The sequence below is a fragment of the Deinococcus malanensis genome, from assembly GCF_014647655.1.
Taxonomy (GTDB): Bacteria; Deinococcota; Deinococci; order Deinococcales; family Deinococcaceae; genus Deinococcus; species Deinococcus malanensis.
Genome location: NZ_BMPP01000003.1, coordinates 127685 through 152093, shown reverse-complemented (window position 1 = coordinate 152093; position 24409 = coordinate 127685). Strand labels below are relative to the sequence as shown.

The window sequence follows — 24409 nt, the reverse complement described above, 5'->3', positions numbered from 1 at the left end:
GGCTGGGGGGGAAGGGTGGGAGCCGGCAGGCGCCGTCAGGACGGGGAATCCAGGGCCCGGCCGCCTGAATTCACCCGGTGAGGGACGCTGTACAGGTTGAACCGCTCTCCCCGCACGAAACCGGCCAGGGTGATGCCGAAGCTCTCGGCCACTTCGATGGCCAGGCTGGTGGGGGCGGAGACGGCACAGACGACCGGCACACCAGCCAGAGCTGCCTTCTGCACAATTTCGAAGCCGGCACGGCTGCTCACCGCCAGCAGGTGGTCGCTCAGGGGGAGCAGTCCCTGACCCAGAGCCCAGCCGATCAGCTTGTCCACGGCGTTGTGCCGACCCACGTCCTCTCGCACGGCCAGACACTCGCCGCCGGCCGTGAACAGTCCGGCAGCGTGCAGACCACCTGTGGCCGCGAACAGTGGCTGAGCCGCATGCAGTTGCGCGGGCAGGTCACGGATGATGTCGGCAGTCAGTGGAGGCTGCGTCCAGATGGCCGGCACGGCGCGCACCGCCAGCCGCTCGATGCTGCCGGTGCCGCACACGCCGCATGCGCTGCTGGTGAAGGTATGGCGCGACAGGCTGCGCATGGCCGCGAATCCGGAGCGCAGTTCGACGCGCAGCACATTGGGGGCCTCCACGTCACCTTCCCGCCAGGGAGACAGGCTCAGTACATCTGCCGCGTCCCGGATGGCACCCTCGGCGTAGAGAAATCCGGTCGCCAGCTCGTGGTCGGCCCCAGGAGTCCGCATGGTCACAGCCACCGTCTGCTCTTCACCACCATGAATCAGACGGATCTCCAGCGGCTCTTCTATAACCACCTGATCGGTGGCGGCCGTCAGCTGCCCTGCCGTGTATCTCAGGACAGGACGCTGGGCTGGTGTCTCCGGCAGCACGGTCACTCAGGAATGCGGGCCGTGTGGAGGACTGCCCTCGGCGCTGCGCTCGCGCAGGCTTTTACCGAAGCCGCGCAGCACGCCCACGAGGGCCCCCAGAGCGAGGCCCACGTCCGGGTCACGGGCCAGCGACAGCAGTTCACCCAGGCCAGCACGTTCTCCTGCCTGGACCCTCCTGGCACCTTCCTTCAGGCCATCGGACAGGGCGCCTGTGACGCTGGTCAGCGCTTCAGGCTCGACGCTGCCCAGCACCTTGACCAGTTCCAGCATGTTACGCACGGCCCGTACGCTGCCCGGCTCGTTCAGAACCTCCAGGGCATGGACCGACAGCCCCTGACCGCCCTGCACGACCCGTAACAGCGTGTGCAGAATCTTGTGCTCGTGCAGTTCGCGCAGGAGTTCGAGCGCTTCAGCCAGTGCGTCCGCACTCTCGGCCGTGCTGGCCGCCACGCGGTCATGGGGCGTGGGCAGCAGCACGCGGGGATCAAATTCGACGGGCCTGGCCATCAGTCATCTCCTCCCACCAAGTCCGGTGCGGTTCTGTGGGCGACCGCTGCCCGGTCGGGCTGTGCGCCCGGGAACAGGTAGTCGCTGCGCTGCCATTTGCGTTCGACCTCCACGCCGCGCTGCGGCGTGGGCTGGCCGTAGCGGTGGTTGCTGCGCGGCAGCGGATGGGGCCCCATTTCCGGCAGAATCTCCATCCGCACGGCGGTGTCCTTGTACGCGGGCGTGTGGGTGCTCAGGTCGGTGTGGCTGCCGGTCAGTCGGTTGACCGCCTGATGGGCGTCCTGGGTGTTCATGGGCATATACAGCTGCTTGCCCTGCACCCGGCTGGTGACGACCACCGGCACCCGCACCGCCCCGTGGCGCGAGACCAGCCGCACGAACCGGCCGCTTTCCAGTCCGCGTTCGGAGGCGAGTTCCGGCGAGACCTCCACGAAGGTGCCGGGTACCTTGCTCGACACACCAGGAGACTTGAAGGTCATGTTGCCCTCGTGGAAGTGCTCGAGCATGCGCCCGTTGTTGAAGTGCAGGTCGTACTCGGCGTTGCTGACCTCCACAGGTGGAACGAATTCCGCCGGGTACAGCCGCGCCTTGCCGTCCGGGAACGGGAAGCCCTCGGTAAACAGCAGCGGCGTGTCGCTGCCGTCGGGGAGGACCGGCCACTGCAGCGACTTGAAGCCCTCCAGCCGCTCGTAGGTCACGCCGGCGTACAGCGGCACCAGGCTGGCGATTTCCTCCATGATCTCGCTCGGGTGGCGGTAGTTCCAGTTCGCACCCAGGGCATTGGCGACCAGCTGAATGATCTCCCAGTCGGGCTTGCTGTCACCCATAGGCTCCAAGGCCTTGTACAGCCGCTGGATGCGCCGCTCGGTGTTGGTAAAGGTGCCGTCCTTTTCCAGGCTTGGGCTGGCAGGCAGCACGACGTCGGCAAACTGGGCCGTGCGTGTGAAGAACATGTCCTGCACGACAAAGAAATCGAGCTTCTCAAAGGCCTCGTCCACATAGTTGACGTTGGAGTCCACGATGGCCATTTCCTCGCCCTTGAGGTACATCACGCGCAGGGTGCCCTCGTGCACGGCATGCACCATCTCGTGGTTGTCCAGGCCCTTGGTGGTCGGGAGCGGCACGCCCCACTTCGCCTCGAATTTTGCGCGCACCTCGGGATCGTCCACCTTCTGGTAGCCGCCCACAAAGCCGGGCATAGCGCCCATGTCCGAAGCGCCCTGAACGTTGTTGTGGCCGCGCAGCGGGTAGGAGCCGGCCCCGGGGCGCATGTAATTGCCGGTCACGAGCAGCAGGTTGCTGATGGCGGTGGAGGTCTCGCTGCCGCCGCACTGCTGGGTCACGCCCATGGCCCACATGATGCAGGTGCCGTCGGCCTGCACGATTTCGTGCGCGATCTGGCGCAGGGCCGCCTCCGGGATGCCTGTCACTTCCTCGGCATAGGCCAGCGTGTAGCGGTCGATGCTCTGACGGTATTCGTCCAGACCGTTGACCCACTGGCTGATAAACGCCTTGTCTTCCAGCCCCTCGTCCAGGATGTACTTGGTCACACCCGTAAGCCACACAAAGTCGGTAGCTGGCCGGGGCTGCACGAACAGGTCGGCACGCTGGGCCATCTCGTGCTCGCGAAGGTCGGCCACAATCAGGCGCTGACCGCGCAGTTTATGCGAGCGTTTGACACGTGTGGCCAGCACCGGGTGGGACTCGGCCGTGTTGGTGCCGATGCCGATGACCAGCCCGGCCTGCTCGATATCCGTGATGCTGCCGCTGTCACCGCCGTAGCCGACGGTGCGCCACAGGCCCATGGTGGCCGGCGACTGGCAGTAGCGCGAGCAGTTGTCCATGTTGTTGGTGCCGATCACTGCGCGGGCCAGTTTCTGCATCATCCACGAGTCCTCGTTGGTGCACTTCGAGGAGGCGATAAAGGCCAGCGCGTCCGGGCCGTACTGACGGCGGGTCTCGGTGAACTTGCGGGCGATCAGTGCCAGCGCTTCTTCCCAGCTGGCCTGCCGGAACCAGTCCCCTTCACGGATCAGCGGAGTGGTGACGCGCTCTTCACTGTTGATGTGATCCCACGAGAACTTGCCCTTGATGCAGGTGGAGACGCCGTTGGCCGGCCCGTGCGTGGGCTCGATCTTGAGGATGTGGCGCTCCTTGGTCCAGACCTCGAAGCTGCAGCCCACGCCGCAGTAGGTGCAGACCGTCTTGGTGCGTTCGATGCTCTGGTCACGCATCGCCGCTTCGGTGTCCGACAGCGTCAGGATCGGTCCGTAGCCGATGCTGGGCTCGGCGGCCTTGACGAGGTCCACCGCCTGCTGGAACACGGGCAGCGGCATGTCGGTCATCAGCCCGGCCTCGCCCAGCATGGACGTTTCCATCAGCGCGTTGCAGGGACACACCGTGACACAGTGGCCGCAGCTCACGCAGCTCGACTCGTTGATCGGCCGCCCCCCGTCCCACAGGACGCGCGGATGCGGGTCTTCCCAGTTGATGGTCAGGGTCTCGTTGACCTGCAGGTTCTGGCAGGCCTCCACGCAGCGTCCGCACAGGATGCACTGGTCCGGGTCATAGCGGTAGAACGGATTGGTCTCGTCTTTCAGGTAAGGCTTGGGATGGTAGGGCGTGACCTGATGCTGCACCTTCATCAGGGCGGTGGTGTTGTGCACCACGCAGTTGCCGTTGTTGTTGTCGCAGACCGTGCAGTACAGCAGGTGGTTGCCCAGAATCTTGTCGAAGGCGCTCACGCGTGCCTGGCGGGCTTCCATGGTCTCGGTGGAGACCCGCATGCCGGCGGTCACGGTGGTGCCGCAGGCCCGGGTCAGCTCGCCGTTGACCTGGATGATGCAGGTATCACAGGTTTGGATCGGCCCCAGCTGAGGGTGATAACAGACCTGCGGCAACTCCACACCCGAGCGGTTGAGGACATCGATCAGCGGTTCACCGACCCGGGCCGGGTACGCGGACGCATTAATAACTACTTCGGTGTCAGACGGTTTCAAAGCCAGCCTCCCGGAATGTGTTTTGACGTGCCGCCAGTGTAGGCGAACCTCTCCATATCAAACGAAAAGCACAGCCCCGGAAGCCCATCGTTTCTTTACTCATTTCGACTTGGCGGCCCGGCTGACAGTTCACCAGCCTGCTTCCCCGCAACAGTGAGCCGGAAGGCGCAACAATGTGATGCGCCCGGGAGGCTGAAATGGAACATGATGACCTGCCCATACCGAGTCGCCAGGAACCCGCTGGCAGCGCCCTGAAGCAGCCTGAGCCCCCGGACACCGAAGCGGTTGAAGAGCACCACGACGAAGGCAGCGGTCCCTTTGGTGCGGACATGCAGCATGTCAGGGGCGGGACCGGGACCCGCCAGTCCGACCCCCAGCACGAGGCCAGCCCTTACAGCACCGGTACAAACAGTGCCACCGGCGCCAGCATGTCGACCGCCGATCCACGCAGTGCATTTGCTCCGGAACGCACCGGAGCGGGAATGGCCCAGCGAGATCAGGAAGATGGCGGCGCCCCGGATTCCCTGACAAATGAGGACACCACCGGGTCACCTGCTGCAGGAGAGAATCCGGACATCCGCTGGGACAAATAGGGCCGGCGGACCCCAATCACCTCGCTTCACCATCAGGTGAGATCAGGTCCACGGTGTCGTGCCGATCCAGATACCGCAACCGGTAAACCCATATGTACAGGAAAACCAGGGCCGCCGCGACACGACGGCGTCTCCACGGCGGTGAGCTGAGACCGGGGCACAGGCACCCCCTGGACGGGGAGCAGCCTCAGGGGCAAGCTGCGACATGGCGGCCACGGTGGGCCGCGCCCAACTTTGGGGCTGCCTGCACGGCCGGGTATGCCTACACTGGTCCATGACCACGACGGTACCTGCCGCACGCCCTGCGAACAACGGGGTTCCATACCGCACCACCCCTGCCCAGAACCTGATCACCATCGGTCTGGCATGGTGGCTGATCATGGGTCTATTTGTGGACGGATGGGCCCATAACCACCTGGGTGATCGGTTGGAAACGTTCTTCACACCCTGGCATGCTCTGTTCTACTCAGGATTTCTAGCTGTTGCGGCCTGGGTGGGGTGGCTGGGACAACGCGGCTGGCGCGCAGGCCGACGGGGCCTGTTGGCTTTGCCGCAGGGGTATGAACTGGCGGCGCTTGGCGTGCCAGTATTCGCCCTGGGTGGACTGGGGGATATGGCCTGGCACACCGTGTTCGGCATCGAGGTCGGGGTCGAGGCCCTGCTCTCGCCGACCCATCTGGTGCTCTTTCTGGGGGCCGCCTGCATCGTTTCGGCCCCGCTGGTGTCTGCCTGGCGCACGCCCACGGCCCGTAAGGCGCCCCCCGGGGTGGTCTGGACGGGCGTACTGGCCACCCTGGCCCTGCTCAGCCTGGTGTCGTTCATGAACATGTACCTGTGGGGCCTGCTGAGCGTCTCCTTCGGTGCCGGCCAGGGGCGTGGGGCCCTCGGCAGCGTGCTGCTGACCGCATTGATCATGACCGCACCGGTCCTGCTGCTGCTGCGCCGTTTCCAGCTGCCTTTCGGGTCTGTCACGGTCATCTACGGTCTGAATACCCTGATGATGAGCTTGATGATGATGCCTGGAGAGTGGCGTGTTCCACTGTTGCTGCTCCTGGCGGGCCTCGTGGCGGACGGGTTTCTGGTGGCCCTAAGACCGTCTCCGGCGCGGCCATGGGCGCTGCGGGGCTTCGCCTTTCTGCTGCCCATGCTGGTATGGGCGCCTTACCTCGGCGGTGCGGCAGTACTGGGCCTGAGTGAGCTCAGCCTGGAGCTGTGGCTGGGCATCTCGGTCATGGCCGGGCTGGGCGGCGTGGCCCTCAGTGCGCTGGTGGTGCCCCCGACGCTTCCCGCAGAGGCCCAGAGCGCCTGAGCGGAGGTGCCGGGCTCAGTTCTGCCGCGGCGCTACAGCTGCGCCCAGTCAGCGGACCCCTGCCTACCTCAGGCACGAACCAGGGAACTGGGAGGTCCCACCCTCAGCCCATTCGGCCCGGAACGCACCGATCCCAGCGAGGGCGCAGTGCACCAGACCGACGCTTCTCAACACTGCTCCTCCGGATGGTCATGGCTCACTTGCGGCGGGCGGGCCGCCACCACGGCTCCCTGCAGTCCCATTTCACGTCCCTCTGCCCAGGCCCGGTCCCACGTGGCCTTCGGCAGGCGGGCCTGGGCAGACTGGACATACCGGTCGAGCCGGGCCTGATAAGGCACGGAAAATCGTTGGGCCCTGGCGTCCTCGTGCGCTTCTATGGCTCCCCACAGACGGGCAGCGTGCATCAGGTCCTGTTCATCTGCTCCGGGTACAGCGAAGCAGGTCGCCTGAACGGCCAGCACTATGGACGAAGACCGCCAGTGACCTGACTGGTCATTGGCTTGCGCCAGGTAAGCGCGGGCCTCGGCGAACTGGCCCTGGGCGAGAGCCAGTTCGCCCAGCAGGGTTTGTACGAGCCGGTGCCAGAAGAGACCAGGATGAATGCAGCACAGATCCAGGGCCTCTTCGGCGTACGCACGAGCATGGTCATGATGACCTTCTGCCAGCGAGGCATCGGCCAGGTGATACAGCGTGGCCACCTGGTCAAAGGCGTCGCCATGCTGCCTGACCAGTTCCAGGCCGGGATGCAGATGGTCCAGCGCCCGGGTAGCGTGACCCTGTTCCAGCGCGACCCGTCCCAGTGCCATCAGGGCGCGCCCCTGCCAGTCTGGCCATCCGCCGTCCCGTGCCAGATCCAGGCACTCCTGAAGAAGGGCCTGAACCCGGCCGAACAGGCCCATCTGCCAGGCAGGCGTGGCCGCCCCATAAAGACCGCGCAGGCGCAATAGAGGATCAAGGTCACCGGGAAGCGCTAGCGCCTGCTCATACCACGACAGGGCCTCACGCTGATCACCGCGTGATTCCCAGAACCAGCTCATGCCCAGCGTGAGCTGCAGCGCAAGTTCAGGTTCCTGCCGGGCCATGGCCCAGCGGAGGGCGGACCGGAGGTTGCCGACCTCGGCGGCCATCCAGGCCCACTCGTTCCAGTCATAGCCCTCGCGCGCCTCCCGGTAGTACCGGGCGTGTGCCAGATGAACCGCTTCAGACTCACCCGATCCGGCCAGCTGCTCCAGCGCGACCGCCCGCACGGTCTCCAGCAGTTCATACCGGCCGCCTGAGCCGTCCCGCTGTACCAGATTGACCCGCACTAGGGCATCAAGTTCCGGCCGGATCACACCCAGGGCCTCGGCTACTGTGGCCGTGAACCCGCCCGAGAAGATACCCAAATGCTGCAGTCCAGCCTGCAGTGCGGGAGAAAACCGTTCGTAGCTCCAGGCGATGGCGGCCAGAACGCTGCGCTGCCGCTCGGGCGGTCTACGGGGCCGCCACCCAGGCGCAGCAGCAACGCGGTCTGCAGTTCCGCGTGAAGTTCCTCGACGCTCAGGATGCCCACCTGTCCTGCGGCCAGTTCCAGCGCCAGGGGCAGGCCATCGAGCTTCCGGCAGAGGTCTGCCACCTGCCCGGTGTTTCCCGGCTCCAGCCTGAAACCGGGCCAGACGGCGGTGGCACGTTCCATGAACAGCGCGACCGCCGGATTCCGGCTGATGTCAGAGCAAGCGTCGTCAAGGCCAGGAAGTGGCAAGGGCGCCAGCGGCCAGACCTGCTCCCCGCTGACCCGGAGCGCCTCGCGGCTGGTCACCAGCACGCGCAACCCGGCTGCGCGCTCGAGCAGCGCCGTCACGCCCGGGGCAGCGTCCATCAGGTGCTCGAAATTGTCCAGCACCAGCAGCACCCGGCCCTCCCCCAGCCGGGTGCCCAGCCGGTCGAGCAGTGGCCCGGAGCCTCCTGACAGACCGAAGCCGCGTGCGACATCCGGCCAGACCTGACCTGGGCTGGTCAGTGCGGCCAGGCCGGTGAACTGCACCTCGTCGAAAGCGGCCAGCAGGTCGTGCGCCAGTTCCTCCGCCAGACGGGACTTGCCGACACCGGGCGAGCCCGTGAGGGTCACCAGCCGCCGCGGGGTCTGGACCAGCAGGTCCGTCAGGGCTACCCGTTCGTGATCGCGTCCCAGCAGCGGGGTGACCGGAACCGGCACGACTGGTGTCCGCCCGGGTGGCGCGGGCGTCCGTTCGACCGGAGAGGGCTGGCGCGCGGCTTCCAGAAACAGCCCGTGATGGTCTGCGGTGATGTCCAGGTGCGTGGCCAGGGCTTCGGCCAAGTGAGGCGATGGACGCCGGCGGCCTTCCTCGATCTTCTGGATGGTGACCGGCGAGCAGCCGACCAGCCGCGCCAGCTTCTTCTGCGTGACGCCCAGCTCGCGGCGCCGCGCATAGACCCACCGCCCGAAGCCCCCGTCGTGTGTCATCCCGCCTCCTGGCACGACGTTTGGCACGACAAAAAGCTTGTGGCTGGGGCCTCTTGGGGATGTAATGCAGACGTCTCCGGAGACAGGAGGACCACCATGAACAAGTGCCTGATGCTCAGCGTGCTTCTGTGCGGCTCTACCCTTGCCCAGACCTCAGTGGGTCCGTCCGCGGTCGCCCAAAATTCAGCAGTCCAGACTCCTTCCCAGCCGCCGGGCGCCAGTGCACCACGAACCCCACTGGTTCCGTGCGTCAATGGCAGGAGTGTGCCCTGTATCGTGCTGGCCACCAAAATTTCGGACATCACCGGCATCTGGAAGCAGTATCAGGGCAACCCGCTGTTTGCCCCGTCCGGCAACATGGGCTTTATCCGCTACAACGCCGACGGCAGCTTCGCACTCGGGGCCACGCCCGAGAGCACCGCAGCGCCCCGCGCGCCGTTTCCTTCCGGCACAGTCCGCTTTGCGGACGGCCGCATGACCATGCAGGTTCAGAACGCGCCCCCTACCATGCCCGAGTGCGCACGTGCCGTCTACGAGGTCCGCGTGATCAAAATGGGCCAGCGGCCGGTGGCGCTGTACTACACACCGGTCGAGGACACCTGCAAACCACGCCTCGCGGATCTCGGGCATGTTCTCCCGTACATCGGCCCCGCGCGCTGACGCGCTGGCTCCCATGTCACCAGGCGACGGCGGTCTTCGGGCCGCTGCTCTACTGCATGGATCCTTCGCCGATGAGGGCCTGAACGTGACGCCTGTTGAGCCTGTGTCCACCAAATTACCTGGGAGAAAGCCGCCTGACCCCGGATCTGCCTTCCGGCTGCGTATCCTGACCTATGGAACACGCGGATGCAGAGCCCGGTCAGACCTTCAATGCCCGGCGTGAACACGATGGCTTCCGGCACGTGGAAGCCGGCTTTCCCACGCCCCTTCAACCGGTGTTTGCGCTGCTGGGGCAGGCCCCGAGTACTCCGGCACAGGAGGAGGAGACCCGGGCTGCACTGCTTAAGCAACTTCACACCCTCAAAGCGGCGGCGCCTGACATGTTCAGTGAGGAGACGAGTAGCCTGCTGACCACTGCCGCCTTCATGACGAATGTCAGCCCGGACGACCACTACTACAACCAGCTGCTGACGTTTCTGGCCGAGGAGTACCGCAAGCTGGCGGCTGACTGATTGATCCTGGAGGAACGCCGCGGGGGGAACCAACGTGCTGGTCAACCCTGAGCGGCAGCGGGACCTTGCCCAGCGAATCAGGCTTCATGTCCATCCTCGCTGGGCAACCAGCCGCAGCTATCGCTGGAACTGACGGAGTGCAGGAAGCGGGGAGCGTCGGGAGATCACCTCATGCCACAGTCGTCGTGCTGCTCCGGGGCTGACCGGTGCCCCATACGGTCATCACCGGTAACCCGTTATAGGCCTGGAAGTCCGCGAGGATAAAAGGGCACGAAGAGCGGAACCGGCCCCAGACGTCCCGAGGGGAGCCGCCCTTTGCGGCAGGAGGCGAGATGCGTCCATAACGATGCCGGTCTGCGGTGTTCCGCTGGAGACCTGCCTGTTACCGCTGGTTCCCGGCCCGTTGGCCGTGGTCTTCTCAGCTGACCCGGTCCAGGCGCTGGCGCAGCAGTGCCGGCGCGTGCTCGGCGGCTGTTCGCACCAGAATGCCCATCTTGTGCGGACTGCATTCCAGATCGATACGCACCCCCAGTTCGCCGGCACTCTCGCTGCACGCAGGTCCAATGCTGACGACCACCATGCGGTGAAGGGCCGCGCACAGTTCGTCCCGCAGCTTCAGGCGCTCTGCAAACTTCAGCAGGTGCAGCACCTGCGTTCCACTCGACAGCAGCAGCACGTCCTGCCCGAACAGCACGGTGTCGCGGATGGCACGGGCCAGCGGCAGCGTGTCGGCGGGAAAGACGCAGCGATACACCGGGACGCTGGTCACGCGGATACCCGCCTGTGCCAGCGAGCGAAGCATGGCGGCCGGGGGGGCGTCGCCATATTCCAGCATGACCACGTGCTGCTCTGGCTGTAGGGCGCCGACCAGGTGGTCCTGCACCTCGTGCCAGGTGTGCGGACGCGGCACGCTGACGCCACTGAGTCCGAAGTCCTGAAGCACCTGCGCGGGCTTGCTCCCCCGCACCATAAACGGGACGTTTTTCAGGGCGTCCAGGGTGCTGGCGTCACGGGCCAGCAGGTCCCGAAGGAATATCCGGGTACCCACGCCGGTCATGCACACCACGGTGTGAATCTGCCCGGCACGGAGGTCCGTCTCGAAATGAGACACGGCGGCCGTCAGGTCCAGCTTCTGTTCGCGCATACTCGGGGCCACGGTGGGCACGCCACCGTACTTCTGAATAAGGGTGGTCATTTCCTCCGAGCGGCGGGACTCCAGACTCAGGACCCTCAAGCCTCCGAACCAATCCATACCTCACCTCCGTCAATGCGCGCCTCGTACACCAGTACGCGCACGGGCGCGTCGTCCAGGCTGACGCCGCTTTCCAGGTCGAGCGCGTGCTTGAGCAGCAGCGAGGCGACCTTGAGACGCAGCGTGCCACTGGCATGTGGGCTGCCGGTCAGCACCACGTGGCAGGACGTTGGCGCCCGCGAACGGATCGCGGTTGCCCAGTGTGAACCCACGTCCGTGCAGCGCTCTGCTGGCCGCCGGCCAGCCCGCAGACGCCTTTACCGGGAAGAATGTCGTTCAGGGCACATAGGCACTTCCCGGGGGGCAGTGTGGGACATAGGGCAGATTTGAGCTCGGAAATCAGGGTCATGGGATCTCTCCGTGGAAGGATGCAGGCTTCAGTTGGTGCCGCCACCATGGGCTGGGGCCTGAGGTCGTGCCGGTCAGCGGGTCGGATCTGCGTGTGAGAGCGCACTACCCGTTCGGGGCCAGCCGGCGTCGCCCACTCGCCGTGGCAGGTGCTGATGTGCTGACGCATGGCCCCGTCGAGTTCCACGCAGGCCCAGGCGGACGTCCATGAGTACGTAACGCAGGTACTCCACGCCGCCTTCGAGCTGCCCCAGTTAAATGCTGGTCCTGTAGACCAGCCCACGCCCGCAAAGCGTCAGGCAAGAGGTGGCCGACCATACCGTTTCCGACGATTAAGAGGTAGGGGACGGCCGATGTGCTCATAGTTCCTCCCGGTCCGGCTCATATGGCCGGACGTAGGGCCCATTGAGCCCCAGAATATGCGATATGTCAAGTATTTTTTGAACACTAAGCAACCGATACACCCAATTCTCCATATGAGTCATAGGAGGATGCATTTTGTTACGCGCTCTTTTCACAAAGTGCAAACACCATGACTTTTTGGTTTGTATTGTTCGGCATGTGCGGCAAGGTTACGCCGCTCTCTTCGCTGTCCCTCTTCCGCACCACCTGCCCGTACTGCGCCGGGCAGTGCAACTTCGAACTGCACCTGGAACGGAACCGGCCAGAGAAGATCACGCCCCCAGGGACTGCCCGGTGGTACGCGGCGCCCTCTGTAAGAAGGCCCTGGCCGCGCTGAGTCACCTGCGCCCTCCTGAATGTCCGACCCAGCCCCTTCTGTGCCGGAACGGCACCCTGGTCCCGCTAAGCTGGGTCGAGGCGCTGGCCTACGCCCGCACCGCCGGGGACGACCGCAGCCTGGGTTCTCCCTCGAAGTTACTGGCACCTGGGGCCTGATCCGGCTGGTAGACGCCTACATCGCTGAGACACTGCCGCCGGTCATGCAGGTCCAAAAGGCGGCCAGGAATCGTGGCGCCGTGAGCTACGCTATCGACCCACGCACGTGCTCTCGTTGCGAGCATCAGGCACCAGAAGGCGAGACACGCGTGATTGATCGCAGAGACCTTGCCATGCTTGGCAGCTAGTTTCAAGACCATCTCCGCGCTCCTGGCTGACCTTTCAAGTGCACATGAAGATACCGGCCTGCGCGCGGTCCCCGACCTTTCAGGATGAAGCACGGCCGGCTCTGCTAGCATGCCGGGACCTGGGAGCCTGCCACACGAGCAGGGACGCGACCACATCACGGTGCGTCTGGGGAAGTCCGGTGAGATTCCGGCGCTGTCGCGCAACGGTATGCAGGCCCTGACCTGCGAGCCCGAATACCACCCGGGGACGTCGCTGAAGGCCAAAACAGGCCTGAAGGACACCTCTCGTCGTCAGAGGGCCGCATATTGAGGTTGCTTCCCCGCACCTGCTCTGGCCCTGGCTGGAGTGGGTTTTTGCTGTGCGCCCCCTCCGGTCTTTTTCCGCCGTGCACGCCGGAGTTGACCTGTCATGCATTTCCCCCGTTCTGCCCTTGTCCTCAGTGTCCTGGTACTGTCCAGCCTGGCCTCGGCCACCCGCTATCCCCTGACGGTGACCGATGACCTGGGCCGCAGCGTAACCCTGCCCAAAGAACCCCGGCGCATCGTGGCCATGCTGCCGTCGCACACCGAAACGCTGGTGGCCATAGGCGCCGGTGACAAGCTGGTCGCCGTGGACCGCTTCAGCAACTATCCGAAGAACGTGGTGGACAGGCTGCCGAAAGTGGGCAGCGGCTTCTCACCCAACATCGAGGCCATCGTGGCCCTCAAGCCGGATCTGGTGCTGGCCAACGAGTCCACCGATTCCCGCCTGACCGAGAAACTGGCCGCTGCCGGCCTCACCGTGTACGGCGGCACGGCGCAGACCTACAACGAGGTCTTCGAGAAGATTGGAGTGCTGGGCCGGCTGACCAACCGGGAGGCAGGAGCTACCCGCCTGATCACGTCCATGCGCACCGATCTGAACGTCTTGCAGCGCAGCGTGCAGAAGCGGCCCAAAGTCAGCACCTATTACGAGGTGGACCCCAGCCCCTACAGCGTCGGCCCGAACTCGTTCATTGGGGTGCTGCTGCAGAAAGCCGGTGGCCAGACTATCATCCCGGCGCGCCTGGGCGACTTTCCCAAGGTTGACCCAGAACTGATCGTCAAAGCCGACCCGCAGGTGATGGTGGGGCTGAACCTGGATGACGCCCGCAAGCGCCCCGGCTGGGGCGGCCTTCAGGCTGTGAAGGCCCTCAAGGTGTACAAGCCCACCGATGAGGAACGTGACGCCCTGAGTCGCCCCGGACCGCGTCTGGCCGTGGCCCTGCGCACATTGATCCGCATGCTGCACCCTGAGGCCCTGAAGTGAGCGGGCCTGACGAGGCCACCCGGGTACGGCGCGAGCAGGCCATGAAGGAACTGGCCGAGGCACGTGACACCCACCAGAAGGCCGAGGGCATCAGCAAGGGCCGCCGGGGGCTGGTCATCGTGAATACCGGCAAGGGCAAGGGCAAGACCACCGCCGCCCTGGGCCTGATGATGCGCGCGCACGGCCGCGGCCTGAAGACCCGCATGTTCCAGTTTCTGAAACACGAGAACGCGAAGTTCGGCGAGCACCGCACGCTGGACGCGCTGGGCCTCCCGTACGAGGGTCTGGGCGACGGGTTTACCTGGCGTTCGCGCAATCTGGAGAACTCGGCCGACATGGCTGCGCACGGCTGGACGCTGGCCAGGGAAGCCATCGAGAGCAGCGAGTACGACCTGATTGTGCTTGACGAATTCACCTACCCGCTGAAATACGGCTGGGTCAGCTGGGCAGAGGTCGAGCAGACCCTGCGTGCGCGCGACCCGAAGCTGCATGTCGTGATCACTGGCCGCGACGCCCTGCCGGAACTGGTCGAGCTGGCCGATACGGTCAGTGAAATCAACCCCGTCAAACATGCCTACGCCTCGGGCATCGGGGCTCAGACGGGAATCGAATACTGATGCGCCCGGATCCGATGTCTCCCGTGTCCCGGGGCATGTGGCCCCGAAAAAATGCCGTTGCACTCGCCTCACTGTCGAGGTTGGCGTGATCGCCTGCATTGGCGCCGGGCCCGGACACCTGGATTTTCTGACCCAGAAAGGCGCGCGGCTGGTCCGCGAGGCAGACGTCGTGGCTGGCTTTGACGCGGTGGTGGACGTGGTGCGTCCGCTGATTGCTCCGGAAGCCCGGATCGTGACGATGGGCTACCGCGATCAGGTGGCCCGGCTGGAAGAGGTCGCTGAGCTTCACCACGCTGGACAGAAGTGCGCCGTCGTCTTCATGGGCGACATTCACTTCAGCGGCTTCCAGTACCTGGATCGGGTGGAAACCGCCTGTGGGCATCAGGTCGAGACGGTGCCGGGCATTTCCAGCGCGCAAGTGCTGGCCAGCCGCGGCCGGGTCTGCTTCGACGAGACGACCTTTCTGACCTTTCACCGCCGCGGTGACCTGACTCCGTTCAAAACGCATCTGCGCGAAGTGCTGCGTGCCGGGCGCAACGCCATCGTCATTCCGCGTCCGTGGGACTTCATGCCACGGGATATCGCGACGTATCTGCTGGCCGGCGGGGCCAGCACGGCCCACCGGGTGGAGGTCTGGGAAAACCTGACCCGGCAGGAAGCGGAATGGACCGGCACCCTGACAGACCTGGAGGGACGGGACTTCTCCGACATGAGCATCATGCTGATCCGTGCGCTGACGCCCATGCCGACCGGGCTGGAAGGCGAACGGTGAGCGCTATGAATGCCCCTCTGGACGACTACGCGGTGGTTCTGGCCGCCCATGGCAGCCGCGACCCGGCCAGCCAGGCGCAGTTCGAGCAGCTGGTGGCCGAGGTGAGGGCCCTGGAGCCCGGGCGGATCATCACTCACGGCTTTCTGGAGTTCAACACGCCCACCCTGGACGAGGCGGCGCGGGCAGCCGTCGAAGCCGGTGCCCGGAATATCGTGATGGTGCCGGGCGTGCTGCTGGCCGCCACGCACGCGAAGAACGATCTGCCCAGCGAGCTGAACGCGCTGCGCCGCGAGTTTCCGGAAGTGACCTTTCACTACGGCGCAGCGATGGATCTTCACCCGCTGCTGCTGGAAGTGTGCCGCGAGCGCCTGATCGAGGCAGAGACGTCTGCAGGCAAGGAAGTGCGCCGGGACCGCACCCTACTGCTGGTGGTCGGACGCGGCACCACTGACCCTGACGCCAACGGGGATATTCATAAACTGGCCCGCTTTCTCGAAGAGGGGCTGGGGTATGGGGCGAGTCTGGTGTGCTACAGCGGCACGGCACGGCCCGACCTGCCAACGGGCCTGGCGCGCGCCGCCGCGATGGGCTTCGAGCGCGTGATCGTGTTTCCGTACCTGCTGTTCGACGGCGTGCTGGCGCGGCGGGTGCGGGACGCGGTGGCGGCTGCCGCACAGCGCTGGTCAGGGACCGAATTCCTGACGGCCTCGCATCTGGGCCCGCACCGCAAGGTGGCGCAGGTGTTTCTGGAGCGCTCCCGCGAGGGCGTGCAGGGGCAGGGGCACATGAACTGCTCGCTGTGCAAGTACCGCGTGCAGGTCATCGGGTACGAGGCGCAGCAGGGACAGGCGCAGGTCAGTCATCACGGCGCGGTGCGCGGGCTGCTGGGCGCGGGCAAGACGGAAGCCGAACCCAAAACGGTTCCCCACTATGTACCTCATCCCATCGAGCAGCAGTCCTTCGAGATCATCGAGACGCTGCGCGACTGGAGCACGGTACCGTCCTCGGACCGGTACGCCATGCAGCGGCTGGTGCACACTGCCGGAGACCCGGGCATCGTGGAGGACCTGTCGTTCTCGCCCGGAGCGGTGGAAGCCGGCATCCAGGCCATTCTGCGCGGCCTGACGGTAGTCACCGACGTAACCATGGTCCACAGCGGCCTCAAGCGCGAGGTTCTGGCCCGCCTGGGCGTGCAGGTGTGGTGCGGGGTCCATGACGCCGAGACTCACCTGCTGAGCAGCCAGACCGGCCTGACCCGTTCGGCAGCCGGCATCCGGCGGGCGTACGAGAAATTCGGCAATGACTGCGTCGTGGCCATTGGTGACGCGCCCACAGCGATTTTCGAGACCGTGCGCCTGATCCGCGAGCGGCACTGGCGCCCGGCCCTCGTGATCGGCCTGCCCGTGGGCTTCGTGGGCACCCAGGAGAGCAAGGCCGCGCTGCGCACCTGCCTCAGCGTGCCGCGTATTACCAACAGCGGGTACCGTGGCGGCAGTCCCTGGGCCAGCAGCGTGGTCAACGCCTGCATGATCCAGGCCCAGAACCGCCTCGCGGACCTGGGCCGCGACCAGTGAGCGTGTTCGTCATGCCCGCCCGTCCACTTCTTGACCTGAGCCAGCCCGCGCCCAACGGGCTGCGGCGCGGCTTTACCACCGGCAGCGCAGCCACAGCGGCCCTGAAGGCTGCCCTGACGCTGCTGTACCGGGGCGAGGTCCCGGGCGCCGTGCAGATCACGCTCCCGGGTGGTGACCTGGGCCTGCGGATTCCGGTACAGCGGGTGGAGCTCACCGACTCCGGAGCCTACGCCGAGGTCGTCAAGGACGGCGGCGACGATCCGGACGCGACTCATGGCGCGACCCTGTGGGTGAGGCTGACGCTCCTGGCAGGTGCAGATAGCTCTTCCCCCATGACCTTTCACGCGGGGGAGGGCGTGGGCACCGTGACCGCCCCGGGCATCCGGGTGCCGGTGGGTGAGCCGGCCATCAACCCGGTCCCGCGCGACATGATGCGCCGGGCCGCTCACGAAGTTGCTGGGCATGAGGCCTTCGCCGTCACGGTGGGCTGCGTGCATGGGGAGAAAATATCCCGGCGCACCTTCAATCCGCGGCTGGGTATCCTGGGCGGAATTTCGATTCTGGGCACGACCGGCGTGGTCGAGCCGATGAGCCTGGAAGCCTACGCCGCTTCCGTGGAAGTCGAGGTGCGGGTGGCGGCCCATGCGCGCCCGGCGGCAGTGGTGTTCACGCCGGGCAAGCTGGGCCGGGATTACGCCGAGCAGACCCTGGGAATCCAGCGCGAGAAGATCGTGCAGATCAGCAACTTTGTCGGCGCGGGAGTGGACGCTCTGCAGGAGGCGCTGACCGAACTGCCTTACGCGCTGCCGCTGCTGCTGGTCGCGGGGCACCCGGGCAAGCTGGCCAAGGTTCTGAATGGCGACTGGAACACCCACAGCAGCCACAGCGGGATGGCCATGAACGCCCTGGCGCGGGTGGCCGCTGAGCTGAACCTGGGCCCGGTCATGGTGGACGCCCTCTCCGGGGCCAATACGGTCGATGCCTGCGTGGAGCTGCTGGCACCCCACCCGCAGGGCGCTGCCGTGTGGTCGGAGACGGCGCGGCAGATCGCTGGGGCGCTTCAGGAGCGTGCGCCGGCTGCTGAACATGTCCAGGTGGCACTGTTCGCCCTGGACGGCACCCCACTGGGTGAGGCCCGCACCGGAGGCGGCGCATGACCGGCATGTTCTACGGCCTGGGCGTAGGCCCGGGGCCCGCCGGGCTGCTGCCTGTCGCGTCGCTGGACATTCTGCGGCGGGTGGATCACATCTTTGCCCCCCGCTCACGGGTGTCAGAGACGTCGGTGGCACTGGAAGCCCTACGCAGCCTGGACTTTCCCCGTCAGCGCGTGCGCGAGGTGGAATTCCTGATGGACGGCGACGACCGGCGCATCGGGCAGCATTACTCCGCCCTGGCGCGCGAGATCGCAGCGCTGGGACGGCAGGGCCAGAGCGTCGCGTACCTGACCATCGGCGACGCCATGACCTACAGCACGCTGGGTTATCTGGTCGCCGCCCTGAAACGCGAGGCACCGGAACTGCCGCGCCGGGTCCTGCCTGGCATCACCAGCTACGCCACGGCAGCGGCCATGACCGGTTTTGCGCTGGGTGAGGGGAAGGAGCGCGTGCTGATCCTGCCCTGTCCCGACGATCTGTCGACCCTAACGGCAGACATCGAGCACAACGACGTGGTGGTCCTGATGAAAGTCGGGCGGCGCCTGAACGGTGTGCTGGACCTCCTTCAGAACATGAACATCCTGGAGCACTGCGCCCTGGCCCACCGACTGGGCCTGGACGGCGAAGTGGTGCTGCCTTCCCTGAACGTGCGGCCCGAAGCCGGCAGGCTGGGCTACCTGAGCGTGCTGCTGATTCGCAAACACCCCCCCCGGAGGTTTTCTTGAAGGTCTACTTTATTGGTGCCGGCCCAGGGGCCGCCGACCTGATCACGCTGCGCGGCGCCCGGCTGCTTGGCCAGTGCCGCGTGATCCTGTATGCCGGATCTCTGGTCCCGGAGGCCGTGCTCGAACACGCCTCTGCGGACGCCGAACGCTTCAACACGGCCAGCCTGGACCTCCAGGAGCAGATCAGCCTGTACCGCCGCGCCCAGCAGGAGGGACTGGACGTCGCCCGCGTGCATTCGGGCGACCCGGCCATCTACGGCGCCACCGCCGAGCAGATGCGGGCGCTGCGTGAGCTGGGCATCGCCTATGAGGTCGTACCTGGAGTCAGCAGCTTTACCGCCTGCGCCGCCAGTCTGGGCGCGGAACTGACCCGCCCGGGCGTCACCCAGACCGTCATCCTGACGCGGGCCTCGGGCCGGGCGAGCCCGGTGCCGGACGCCGAGAACCTGGCGAGTCTGGCGGCCCACCAGGCCAGCCTGTGCGTGTTTCTGGGCGGGCACCAGCTGGAGCAGAACGTGGCCGAGCTGCTGCGGCACTACCCACCAGAAACGCCCGCCGCCCTGGTCCAGCGGGCCTCACAGCCCGAGGAGCGGCGCCACGTCGCCACGCTGGGCACGCTGCTGGGCGGCCTGAAACTCAGCGACTGGACGCTGACGACCATGCTCCTGGTCAGCCCGGCGCTGCACGACCCGACCGAACTGCAGGAGGTCAGCCGGCTGTACGACCCGGCCTACGCTCACCGCTTCCGCCGCGCCCATACAGGAGAGGGGTGAGCGCACCCGCCGCACCTGCAGGCCTGGGCATCTGGCCGGTCCGGGCCGAAACTGAGCCCTTGGCAGACGGGCTGGCCCTGGCCCTGGGCGGGGTGTTGCACCGGCCGTGGGCCACCGGGCAGGTCCAGCGGGAAGCCTTTGCGCAGGCTTTTCATGGCGCCCGCTCCTGGGTGCTGATCGGGGCGACCGGCATCGCGGTCCGTTTTCTGGCTGGACTGCCCCGCAGCAAGCACAGCGACCCAGCGGTGGTTGTGCTCGACGACGCGGCGCGCTTCGCCGTGGCGCTGCTGGGCGGTCACGAGGGGGGCGGTAACGCCCTGGCCTACCGGGTGGCCCGCCTCACCGGTGCGGTGCCGGTGGTTACCACCGCGACCGAGGCCGTGAAGCCCCTGACGGTGGGTGTCGGGTGCCGACGGGGCGTCAGCTCAGAGCAGATCGAGGCGGCGGTGCAGCAGGCCCTGGGCGGGCGTCCGCTGAGTGACGTGCACGAGGTCGCCACGGTGGATCTCAAGGCGGATGAGGCCGGGCTGCTGGCCTTCTGCGAACGGCACGAGCTGCCGCTGCGGGTCTTTGCCCGCGCGGACCTTGCCGCGCGTCCCTTCGTCACCCGGGCAAGCGAGTGGGTCCAGCAGAACGTGGGTGTGGCAGGCGTCTGTGAGCCCTGCGCCCTGCTGGCCAGTCCCCGGGGACAGCTGATCGTGCCGAAAACAGCCCTGAACGGTGTGGCTGTGGCGGTGGTGGAAGACAGGAGCTGGAGAACATGAACGGAGAAATGAAAGAAACCTGGGCAGCCGCAGGCAGCCCCGCAGCGCACCTCACGGCCGGGCAGCCTGACCCCGGAGCCTTCGGGCAAAGCGTTGCACCGGCAGGACGCAAGGGGAAACTCAGTTTGGTCTCCGTGGGTCCCGGAACGCTGGAACTGGTGCCCGAACGCGCCCGGCGGGCGCTGCAGGAAGCCGAGGTCATCGTCGCCTATGACCTGTATCTGAAGTGGGTGCGGCCCCTGCTGGGCACGCAGGAAATCCTGACGCCGCCCCTGACCCAGGAAAAATACCGCGCGGAACTGGCCATCCAGAAAGCCCGCGAAGGATACCGGGTGGCTCTGGTCAGCTCGGGCGATATCGGCATTTACGCGATGGCGGGGCTGGTGTTCGAGGATCTGCCGGTTGAACCCGGCAGCCCGGAATCTGACTTTGAGGTCGAGGTTATTCCGGGAATCACCTCCGCCACAGCCTGCGCGTCCCTGCTGGGCTCGCCGCTGACCCACGACTTTGCCACCCTGAGCCTCTCGGATCTGCTGTGCCCCTGGGAGTGGATCGAGCACCGCGCGCGCCACATCGCGCAGGCTGATCTGGCGTGCGTGCTGTACAACGTCCAGAGCAAAACCCGCCAGGAGGGTGTGTACCGGGTCCTGCGCCTGATGCTGCAGCACAAGGGCCCCGACACAGTCTGCGGCGTGGTTCGCAACGCCTACCGCGAGGACCAGGAGGTGCGGGTCACCACCCTCTCGGAACTGCTGGACCAGAGTTTCGACATGCTGACCACCATCGTGATCGGCAACCGCTTCACCACCCGAAAAGGACGCTGGATGTACACCCCGCGCGGGTACAACGACTGGCAGGCGGGCGCCGAGACCCCTGACGCCAGCTCCCGGGCACCCGAGGCCAGGGCGCTTCCCTCGGGTGCCGTGTGGGTGTTTGCCGGCACCCGCGACGGCAGCGCCCTGGCCGTGCAGCTGGCCGAGGCCGGCGAGCAGGTGGTGCTGAGTGTCGCCTCGGATCTGGGAGCCCGCGTGGCCCCCAGTCACCCGAATCTCAGCCTGTACAGCGGCCCCGGAGGCATGGAGGCCCGCCGGCGAGCGCTGACCGGAGCCAGGGCCGTGGTGGACGCCACCCATCCTTACGCTGTGGCCATCACCGCTCAGGTCCAGACGCTGACAGCCGAGCTGGGGCTGCCCTACCTGCGTTACGAGCGGCCCAGCGCCGTGCCGGACGACCGCAGTGGAATCCACCTCGTGCCGGACTTCGAGGCCGCGGCCCGCGCCGCCTCTGCCTACAGCCGGGTGTTCCTGGCCACCGGCAGCAAGGACCTGGACACCTTCATGCGTGCCGCGCCCGGGGCTGAGGTCTTCGTGCGCCTGACCCCGCAGCCTCAGGTGATCGAGCGTGCCCTGGACCTGGGCATTCACCCGGCGAACCTCTGCGCCATGGTCGGGCCCTTCACCCGGGAGTTCAATACCGCGCAGTGGCGGGCCTGGAACATCGGCGCGGTGGTCACCAAGGACAGCGGAGACGAAGGCGGTTTTCCCGCGAAGCTGGCCGCCGCCCGCGACCTGGGCGTGCCCCTGATCGTCGTGCAGCGCCCACCGGCTGTCAGTGGCGCCATGCACGACGCCCGCGATGTTCTTGCGGCTGTGAAACAACTCTGATCGCTATTTCCCGAACTGGAGCTCAACATGATCCCTGGACATCTGAAAACCCCTGTCACTATCGTTACCGGCTTTCTGGGCAGCGGCAAAACCACGTTGCTCAACAACCTGCTTTCCCAGACGCACGACCGCACGCTGGCCGTGATCGTCAACGAATTTGGCGAGGTCAGCATCGACGCGCCGCTGCTGGACACCCGTGAACAGGGCGTCGAGCTGCATGACGTGCACGGCGGACTGCTGGCCTACGGCGGTGAAGGTGACGCCTTCGCCCGCACGCTCCGGGCGCTGCAGTCCCGGCGGCACACTTTCGACCACGTGCTGATCGAGACCAGCGGTCTGGCGGTGCCTACCGCCATCATGGTCACGCTGGAAACGCCTGAGTTTGCCGGTGACTTCGCCCTGGACGCCACGCTGGTGGTGGTCGACACGCCGCTGCTGCTGGAAGGGGCCTTCCAGGCACAGACCGACGAGGCCGCCTCCCGGGTGTTCGACGCGCAGCTGGAGTACGCCGACGTTGCGGTTCTGAACAAGATTGACAGCCTGGACGACGCACAGTTGCTGCAGGCCGAGGCCGACGTGCGCCACCGCGCCCCGCGCGTGCGCTTCCTGGAACTGGCGTACGGCGCCAGGCTCGACACCCAGCTGACCCTGGGCCTGAACCTGCACGGCTCCAGGCGCAGCGCGGCCCATCAGGCGCCGGTCAGTGGCACGCCCGGTGACCTGTCGGTGCCGCTGCACGACCACACCAGCCTCGACGGTCACTCGCACGGCGACCTGGACGCGCACGTGCACAGCCTCAGCACCCATCAGCACTTCCATGAGCACGATCCCGGCTGGCAGTCCTTCCGCCTGACGAGTGACGAGGTCCAGAACGTTCCTGAACTGCTGCGCACAGTGCAGAACGTAGCCCGTGTGTTTCCGGTGCTGCGTGTCAAAGGCTTCGTCAACGCAACGGACGGCAGCCGGTACGCGTTGCAGGCCGTGCGCTCGCGCGTGGAGACGGACCCGGCTCCCGCCCGGGCCGGCGCTCCCAACGAGCTGATCTTTATCGGCTATCACATCAGCCGCAAAAAGGTCACCGAGGCCCTGCAGAAAGCCCTGCCGCAACGGTGGGCCTGACATGAGGCTGCGTACTCAGGTGAGCACATGATCGCCACCCTGGCCCTAGTGTTCATGCTGGGCATGCGGCACGGTATGGACGCCGACCACCTGGCGGCCATCGACGGATTTGCGCGCCTGCGTCCCAGCCGCTGGACCGGCGTGCTGTTCGGGCTGGGCCACGGGCTGGTCGTTACGGTGCTGGCCCTGGTCGCCAGCAGCCTGGGAGACCATTTCGGCCTGGACTGGCTCGCGCCGTACCTGTTTTTGGGTGTGGCCGCGCTGAACCTGTGGCGGCTCGTGTGGCCGGTTCCTCATAGCCACGCCCCGGCCCGCTCCCTGCTGGCACTGGGGCCGTTCGTGGTGGGGCTGCTGCTGGCCGTGGGCATGGAAACGAGCTCTCAGCTCGCGGCCCTGTCGATGGCCCAGAGCGTGCCGCCACTGCTGCTGGGCCTGACCTTCACGCTGGGCATGACCCTGGCGGACGGCGCCGACGGCCTGCTGGCGGCCCAGCTACAACGCGGCCGGAACGCCGACCCCGCCCGCGCCGCCCTGGCCTCCCGGGTCATGGGCTGGATGGTCGTTGCGCTGTCCCTGGCGTTCGCCCTGGCCGGCTTCACGCACGTGGACCTAGGCGAAGTGGCCGCGCCGCTGGGCATGGCCGTCTTCGTCATGCTCCTGGCCCTGCGGGTGTGGAGCCGCCTGACTCCGCGGCAGCAGGGCGTGGCATGACCGCCCCCTGGGCAGCGGACCGGGAAGCCCTGTGGCGGGTCCTGCATGCCCGGCGCGACCACCGGCATTTCCGGCCTGATCCGGTGGCCGCTGAGGCGCTGGAACGGGTTCTAGACGCGTTTCGCGTGGCGCCCAGCGTGGGACTGAGCCAGCCCTGGCATGTCACCGTGGTGCGCAGCGCCCGGTTGCGCGACGCCGCCTACCAGAGTTTCGCTGGCGTCCGCACCCGCGAGCAGGAGCGTTTCGGCGGAGAGAGGCGCGCCCTGTACGACACCCTGAAGCTTGAGGGCATCCGGGAGGCGCCGGTCGGTCTGGTCGTGAGCTTCGTGCCGCCGGAATCCGCCACCCTGGGAACCACCTCCCTGCCGGCGGCGCTGGAGTACAGCGTGGTCAGCGCCATCACCCTGACCTGGCCGCCACGGCTGAGGGCCTGGGTATGGGCTGGGTCAGCCTGGTGGAGCCGGGAGATCTGCACGCGGCACTGGACATCCCCGCCCACCTGCGGCCCCTGGCTTACCTGTGCCTGGGCCACCCGGCCCTGGATCTCAAAGAGCCTCTGCTGCAAACCGTAGGGTGGGCCAGCAGCCGTCCGCTGTCGGTGGAATGGCGGGACTAGCGTCCCGTCTGCCTGG

Annotated in this window: 24 protein-coding genes and 1 riboswitch; of the genes, 17 read left to right on the top strand and 7 right to left on the bottom strand. The window is 66.7% G+C overall.

The features are described 5' to 3' along the window. Nucleotides 1–35: 35 nt before the first annotated feature. From fdhD to fdhF, 3 genes are read right to left on the bottom strand one after another with little or no spacing between them, the layout of a single operon-like run. Nucleotides 36–884, bottom strand: coding sequence for a formate dehydrogenase accessory sulfurtransferase FdhD (gene fdhD / locus IEY49_RS04720; RefSeq protein WP_373291847.1), 849 nt, complete (start codon nucleotides 882–884; stop codon nucleotides 36–38). 9 nt (nucleotides 885–893) lie between these two features. Further along, nucleotides 894–1394, bottom strand: coding sequence for a helical membrane plugin domain-containing protein (locus tag IEY49_RS04715; protein ID WP_189005055.1), 501 nt, complete (start codon nucleotides 1392–1394; stop codon nucleotides 894–896). Next, complete coding sequence (gene fdhF, locus IEY49_RS04710; RefSeq protein WP_189005053.1) at nucleotides 1394–4393, bottom strand: formate dehydrogenase subunit alpha; 3000 nt, start codon at nucleotides 4391–4393, stop codon at nucleotides 1394–1396. The genes IEY49_RS04715 and fdhF overlap by 1 nt, the downstream gene beginning before the upstream one ends. Before the next feature lie 197 nt (nucleotides 4394–4590). Between fdhF and IEY49_RS04705 the strand changes: the two genes are divergently transcribed. Further along, a complete protein-coding gene (locus IEY49_RS04705; protein WP_189005051.1) occupies nucleotides 4591–4986 on the top strand; it encodes a hypothetical protein in 396 nt (131 codons plus the stop codon). A 274-nt stretch (nucleotides 4987–5260) separates the two neighbouring features. Further along, the gene (locus IEY49_RS04700) at nucleotides 5261–6295 is read left to right on the top strand and encodes a hypothetical protein (protein ID WP_189005050.1); all 1035 of its coding nucleotides are present in this window, start codon (nucleotides 5261–5263) and stop codon (nucleotides 6293–6295) included. Between the two features lie 167 nt (nucleotides 6296–6462). On the opposite strand, the gene IEY49_RS04695 is transcribed toward IEY49_RS04700, so the two are convergent. Further along, on the bottom strand, nucleotides 6463–7680 hold the full coding sequence (locus IEY49_RS04695; protein ID WP_189005048.1) for a hypothetical protein: 1218 nt from the start codon (nucleotides 7678–7680) through the stop codon (nucleotides 6463–6465). After that, entirely contained in the window at nucleotides 7644–8759 is a 1116-nt protein-coding gene (locus tag IEY49_RS04690) for a helix-turn-helix domain-containing protein (RefSeq protein ID WP_189005047.1), read from the bottom strand. Before IEY49_RS04690 ends, IEY49_RS04695 begins: the two co-directional genes overlap by 37 nt. 276 nt (nucleotides 8760–9035) lie before the next feature. On the opposite strand from IEY49_RS04690, the gene IEY49_RS04685 reads away from it, so the two are divergent. Together IEY49_RS04685 and IEY49_RS04680 are read left to right on the top strand one after the other, a co-directional pair. After that, nucleotides 9036–9419: a hypothetical protein gene (locus tag IEY49_RS04685; RefSeq protein ID WP_189005045.1), complete on the top strand. Its 384-nt coding sequence runs from the start codon at nucleotides 9036–9038 to the stop codon at nucleotides 9417–9419. A 173-nt stretch (nucleotides 9420–9592) separates the two neighbouring features. Next, nucleotides 9593–9931 carry a hypothetical protein gene (locus IEY49_RS04680; protein ID WP_189005043.1) on the top strand — a complete coding sequence of 113 codons (339 nt, stop codon included), beginning with the start codon at nucleotides 9593–9595 and terminating at the stop codon, nucleotides 9929–9931. A gap of 418 nt (nucleotides 9932–10349) precedes the next feature. On the opposite strand, the gene IEY49_RS04675 is transcribed toward IEY49_RS04680, so the two are convergent. Both IEY49_RS04675 and IEY49_RS21340 read right to left on the bottom strand, forming a co-directional pair. Continuing rightward, nucleotides 10350–11126, bottom strand: a complete 777-nt coding sequence (locus IEY49_RS04675) for a uroporphyrinogen-III synthase (RefSeq protein ID WP_229780630.1) — start codon at nucleotides 11124–11126, stop codon at nucleotides 10350–10352. Between the two features lie 35 nt (nucleotides 11127–11161). Further along, nucleotides 11162–11395 carry a nitrite reductase (NAD(P)H) small subunit gene (locus tag IEY49_RS21340; RefSeq protein WP_229780629.1) on the bottom strand — a complete coding sequence of 78 codons (234 nt, stop codon included), beginning with the start codon at nucleotides 11393–11395 and terminating at the stop codon, nucleotides 11162–11164. A 668-nt stretch (nucleotides 11396–12063) separates the two neighbouring features. Here IEY49_RS21340 and IEY49_RS21335 point away from each other — a divergent pair. The 13 genes from IEY49_RS21335 (at nucleotide 12064) to IEY49_RS04605 (ending at nucleotide 24349) form a co-directional block, all read left to right on the top strand. After that, complete coding sequence (locus IEY49_RS21335) at nucleotides 12064–12270, top strand: hypothetical protein (protein ID WP_308424638.1); 207 nt, start codon at nucleotides 12064–12066, stop codon at nucleotides 12268–12270. Between the two features lie 450 nt (nucleotides 12271–12720). Then, nucleotides 12721–12876, top strand: a riboswitch (cobalamin riboswitch). 149 nt (nucleotides 12877–13025) lie between these two features. After that, nucleotides 13026–13904 carry an ABC transporter substrate-binding protein gene (locus IEY49_RS04660; protein ID WP_189005040.1) on the top strand — a complete coding sequence of 293 codons (879 nt, stop codon included), beginning with the start codon at nucleotides 13026–13028 and terminating at the stop codon, nucleotides 13902–13904. Continuing rightward, entirely contained in the window at nucleotides 13901–14521 is a 621-nt protein-coding gene (gene cobO, locus IEY49_RS04655; protein WP_444542414.1) for a cob(I)yrinic acid a,c-diamide adenosyltransferase, read from the top strand. The genes IEY49_RS04660 and cobO overlap by 4 nt, the downstream gene beginning before the upstream one ends. 85 nt (nucleotides 14522–14606) lie before the next feature. Continuing rightward, nucleotides 14607–15293: a cobalt-precorrin-7 (C(5))-methyltransferase gene (locus IEY49_RS04650; protein WP_189005039.1), complete on the top strand. Its 687-nt coding sequence runs from the start codon at nucleotides 14607–14609 to the stop codon at nucleotides 15291–15293. A gap of 5 nt (nucleotides 15294–15298) precedes the next feature. Further along, on the top strand, nucleotides 15299–16867 hold the full coding sequence (locus tag IEY49_RS04645) for a precorrin-8X methylmutase (protein ID WP_189005037.1): 1569 nt from the start codon (nucleotides 15299–15301) through the stop codon (nucleotides 16865–16867). An 11-nt stretch (nucleotides 16868–16878) separates the two neighbouring features. Then, entirely contained in the window at nucleotides 16879–18024 is a 1146-nt protein-coding gene (cbiD, locus tag IEY49_RS04640) for a cobalt-precorrin-5B (C(1))-methyltransferase CbiD (protein ID WP_189005035.1), read from the top strand. After that, nucleotides 18021–18746, top strand: a complete 726-nt coding sequence (cobI, locus tag IEY49_RS04635; RefSeq protein ID WP_189005033.1) for a precorrin-2 C(20)-methyltransferase — start codon at nucleotides 18021–18023, stop codon at nucleotides 18744–18746. The genes cbiD and cobI overlap by 4 nt, the downstream gene beginning before the upstream one ends. After that, nucleotides 18743–19519, top strand: a complete 777-nt coding sequence (gene cobM / locus IEY49_RS04630) for a precorrin-4 C(11)-methyltransferase (RefSeq protein ID WP_189005032.1) — start codon at nucleotides 18743–18745, stop codon at nucleotides 19517–19519. Before cobI ends, cobM begins: the two co-directional genes overlap by 4 nt. After that, nucleotides 19516–20283 carry a cobalamin biosynthesis protein gene (locus IEY49_RS04625; protein WP_189005030.1) on the top strand — a complete coding sequence of 256 codons (768 nt, stop codon included), beginning with the start codon at nucleotides 19516–19518 and terminating at the stop codon, nucleotides 20281–20283. The genes cobM and IEY49_RS04625 overlap by 4 nt, the downstream gene beginning before the upstream one ends. Further along, nucleotides 20280–21947 carry a precorrin-3B C(17)-methyltransferase gene (cobJ, locus tag IEY49_RS04620; protein ID WP_189005027.1) on the top strand — a complete coding sequence of 556 codons (1668 nt, stop codon included), beginning with the start codon at nucleotides 20280–20282 and terminating at the stop codon, nucleotides 21945–21947. The genes IEY49_RS04625 and cobJ overlap by 4 nt, the downstream gene beginning before the upstream one ends. A 27-nt stretch (nucleotides 21948–21974) precedes the next feature. Then, nucleotides 21975–23066 (top strand): CobW family GTP-binding protein, encoded by a 1092-nt coding sequence (locus IEY49_RS04615; RefSeq protein ID WP_189005025.1) that lies wholly within the window; start codon nucleotides 21975–21977, stop codon nucleotides 23064–23066. A 27-nt stretch (nucleotides 23067–23093) separates the two neighbouring features. Further along, nucleotides 23094–23777, top strand: a complete 684-nt coding sequence (locus IEY49_RS04610; protein WP_189005024.1) for a HoxN/HupN/NixA family nickel/cobalt transporter — start codon at nucleotides 23094–23096, stop codon at nucleotides 23775–23777. After that, nucleotides 23774–24349, top strand: coding sequence for a nitroreductase family protein (locus IEY49_RS04605; protein WP_229780628.1), 576 nt, complete (start codon nucleotides 23774–23776; stop codon nucleotides 24347–24349). Before IEY49_RS04610 ends, IEY49_RS04605 begins: the two co-directional genes overlap by 4 nt. The last annotated feature ends 60 nt before the right edge of the window (nucleotides 24350–24409 follow it).

Excerpts from the sequence above, each read along its gene's own strand:
- IEY49_RS04715 (WP_189005055.1), bottom strand. The coding sequence starts at position 1,394 with ATGGCCAGGCCCGTCGAATTTGATCCCCGCGTGCTGCTGCCCACGCCC.
- IEY49_RS04705 (WP_189005051.1), top strand. The coding sequence starts at position 4,591 with ATGGAACATGATGACCTGCCCATACCGAGTCGCCAGGAACCCGCTGGC.
- IEY49_RS04700 (WP_189005050.1), top strand. The coding sequence starts at position 5,261 with ATGACCACGACGGTACCTGCCGCACGCCCTGCGAACAACGGGGTTCCA.
- IEY49_RS04690 (WP_189005047.1), bottom strand. The coding sequence starts at position 8,759 with ATGACACACGACGGGGGCTTCGGGCGGTGGGTCTATGCGCGGCGCCGC.
- IEY49_RS04680 (WP_189005043.1), top strand. The coding sequence starts at position 9,593 with ATGGAACACGCGGATGCAGAGCCCGGTCAGACCTTCAATGCCCGGCGT.
- IEY49_RS04675 (WP_229780630.1), bottom strand. The coding sequence starts at position 11,126 with ATGACCACCCTTATTCAGAAGTACGGTGGCGTGCCCACCGTGGCCCCG.
- IEY49_RS21335 (WP_308424638.1), top strand. The coding sequence starts at position 12,064 with ATGACTTTTTGGTTTGTATTGTTCGGCATGTGCGGCAAGGTTACGCCG.
- IEY49_RS04660 (WP_189005040.1), top strand. The coding sequence starts at position 13,026 with ATGCATTTCCCCCGTTCTGCCCTTGTCCTCAGTGTCCTGGTACTGTCC.
- IEY49_RS04645 (WP_189005037.1), top strand. The coding sequence starts at position 15,299 with ATGAATGCCCCTCTGGACGACTACGCGGTGGTTCTGGCCGCCCATGGC.
- cbiD (WP_189005035.1), top strand. The coding sequence starts at position 16,879 with ATGCCCGCCCGTCCACTTCTTGACCTGAGCCAGCCCGCGCCCAACGGG.
- cobI (WP_189005033.1), top strand. The coding sequence starts at position 18,021 with ATGACCGGCATGTTCTACGGCCTGGGCGTAGGCCCGGGGCCCGCCGGG.
- cobJ (WP_189005027.1), top strand. The coding sequence starts at position 20,280 with ATGAACGGAGAAATGAAAGAAACCTGGGCAGCCGCAGGCAGCCCCGCA.
- IEY49_RS04615 (WP_189005025.1), top strand. The coding sequence starts at position 21,975 with ATGATCCCTGGACATCTGAAAACCCCTGTCACTATCGTTACCGGCTTT.
- IEY49_RS04610 (WP_189005024.1), top strand. The coding sequence starts at position 23,094 with ATGATCGCCACCCTGGCCCTAGTGTTCATGCTGGGCATGCGGCACGGT.
- IEY49_RS04605 (WP_229780628.1), top strand. The coding sequence starts at position 23,774 with ATGACCGCCCCCTGGGCAGCGGACCGGGAAGCCCTGTGGCGGGTCCTG.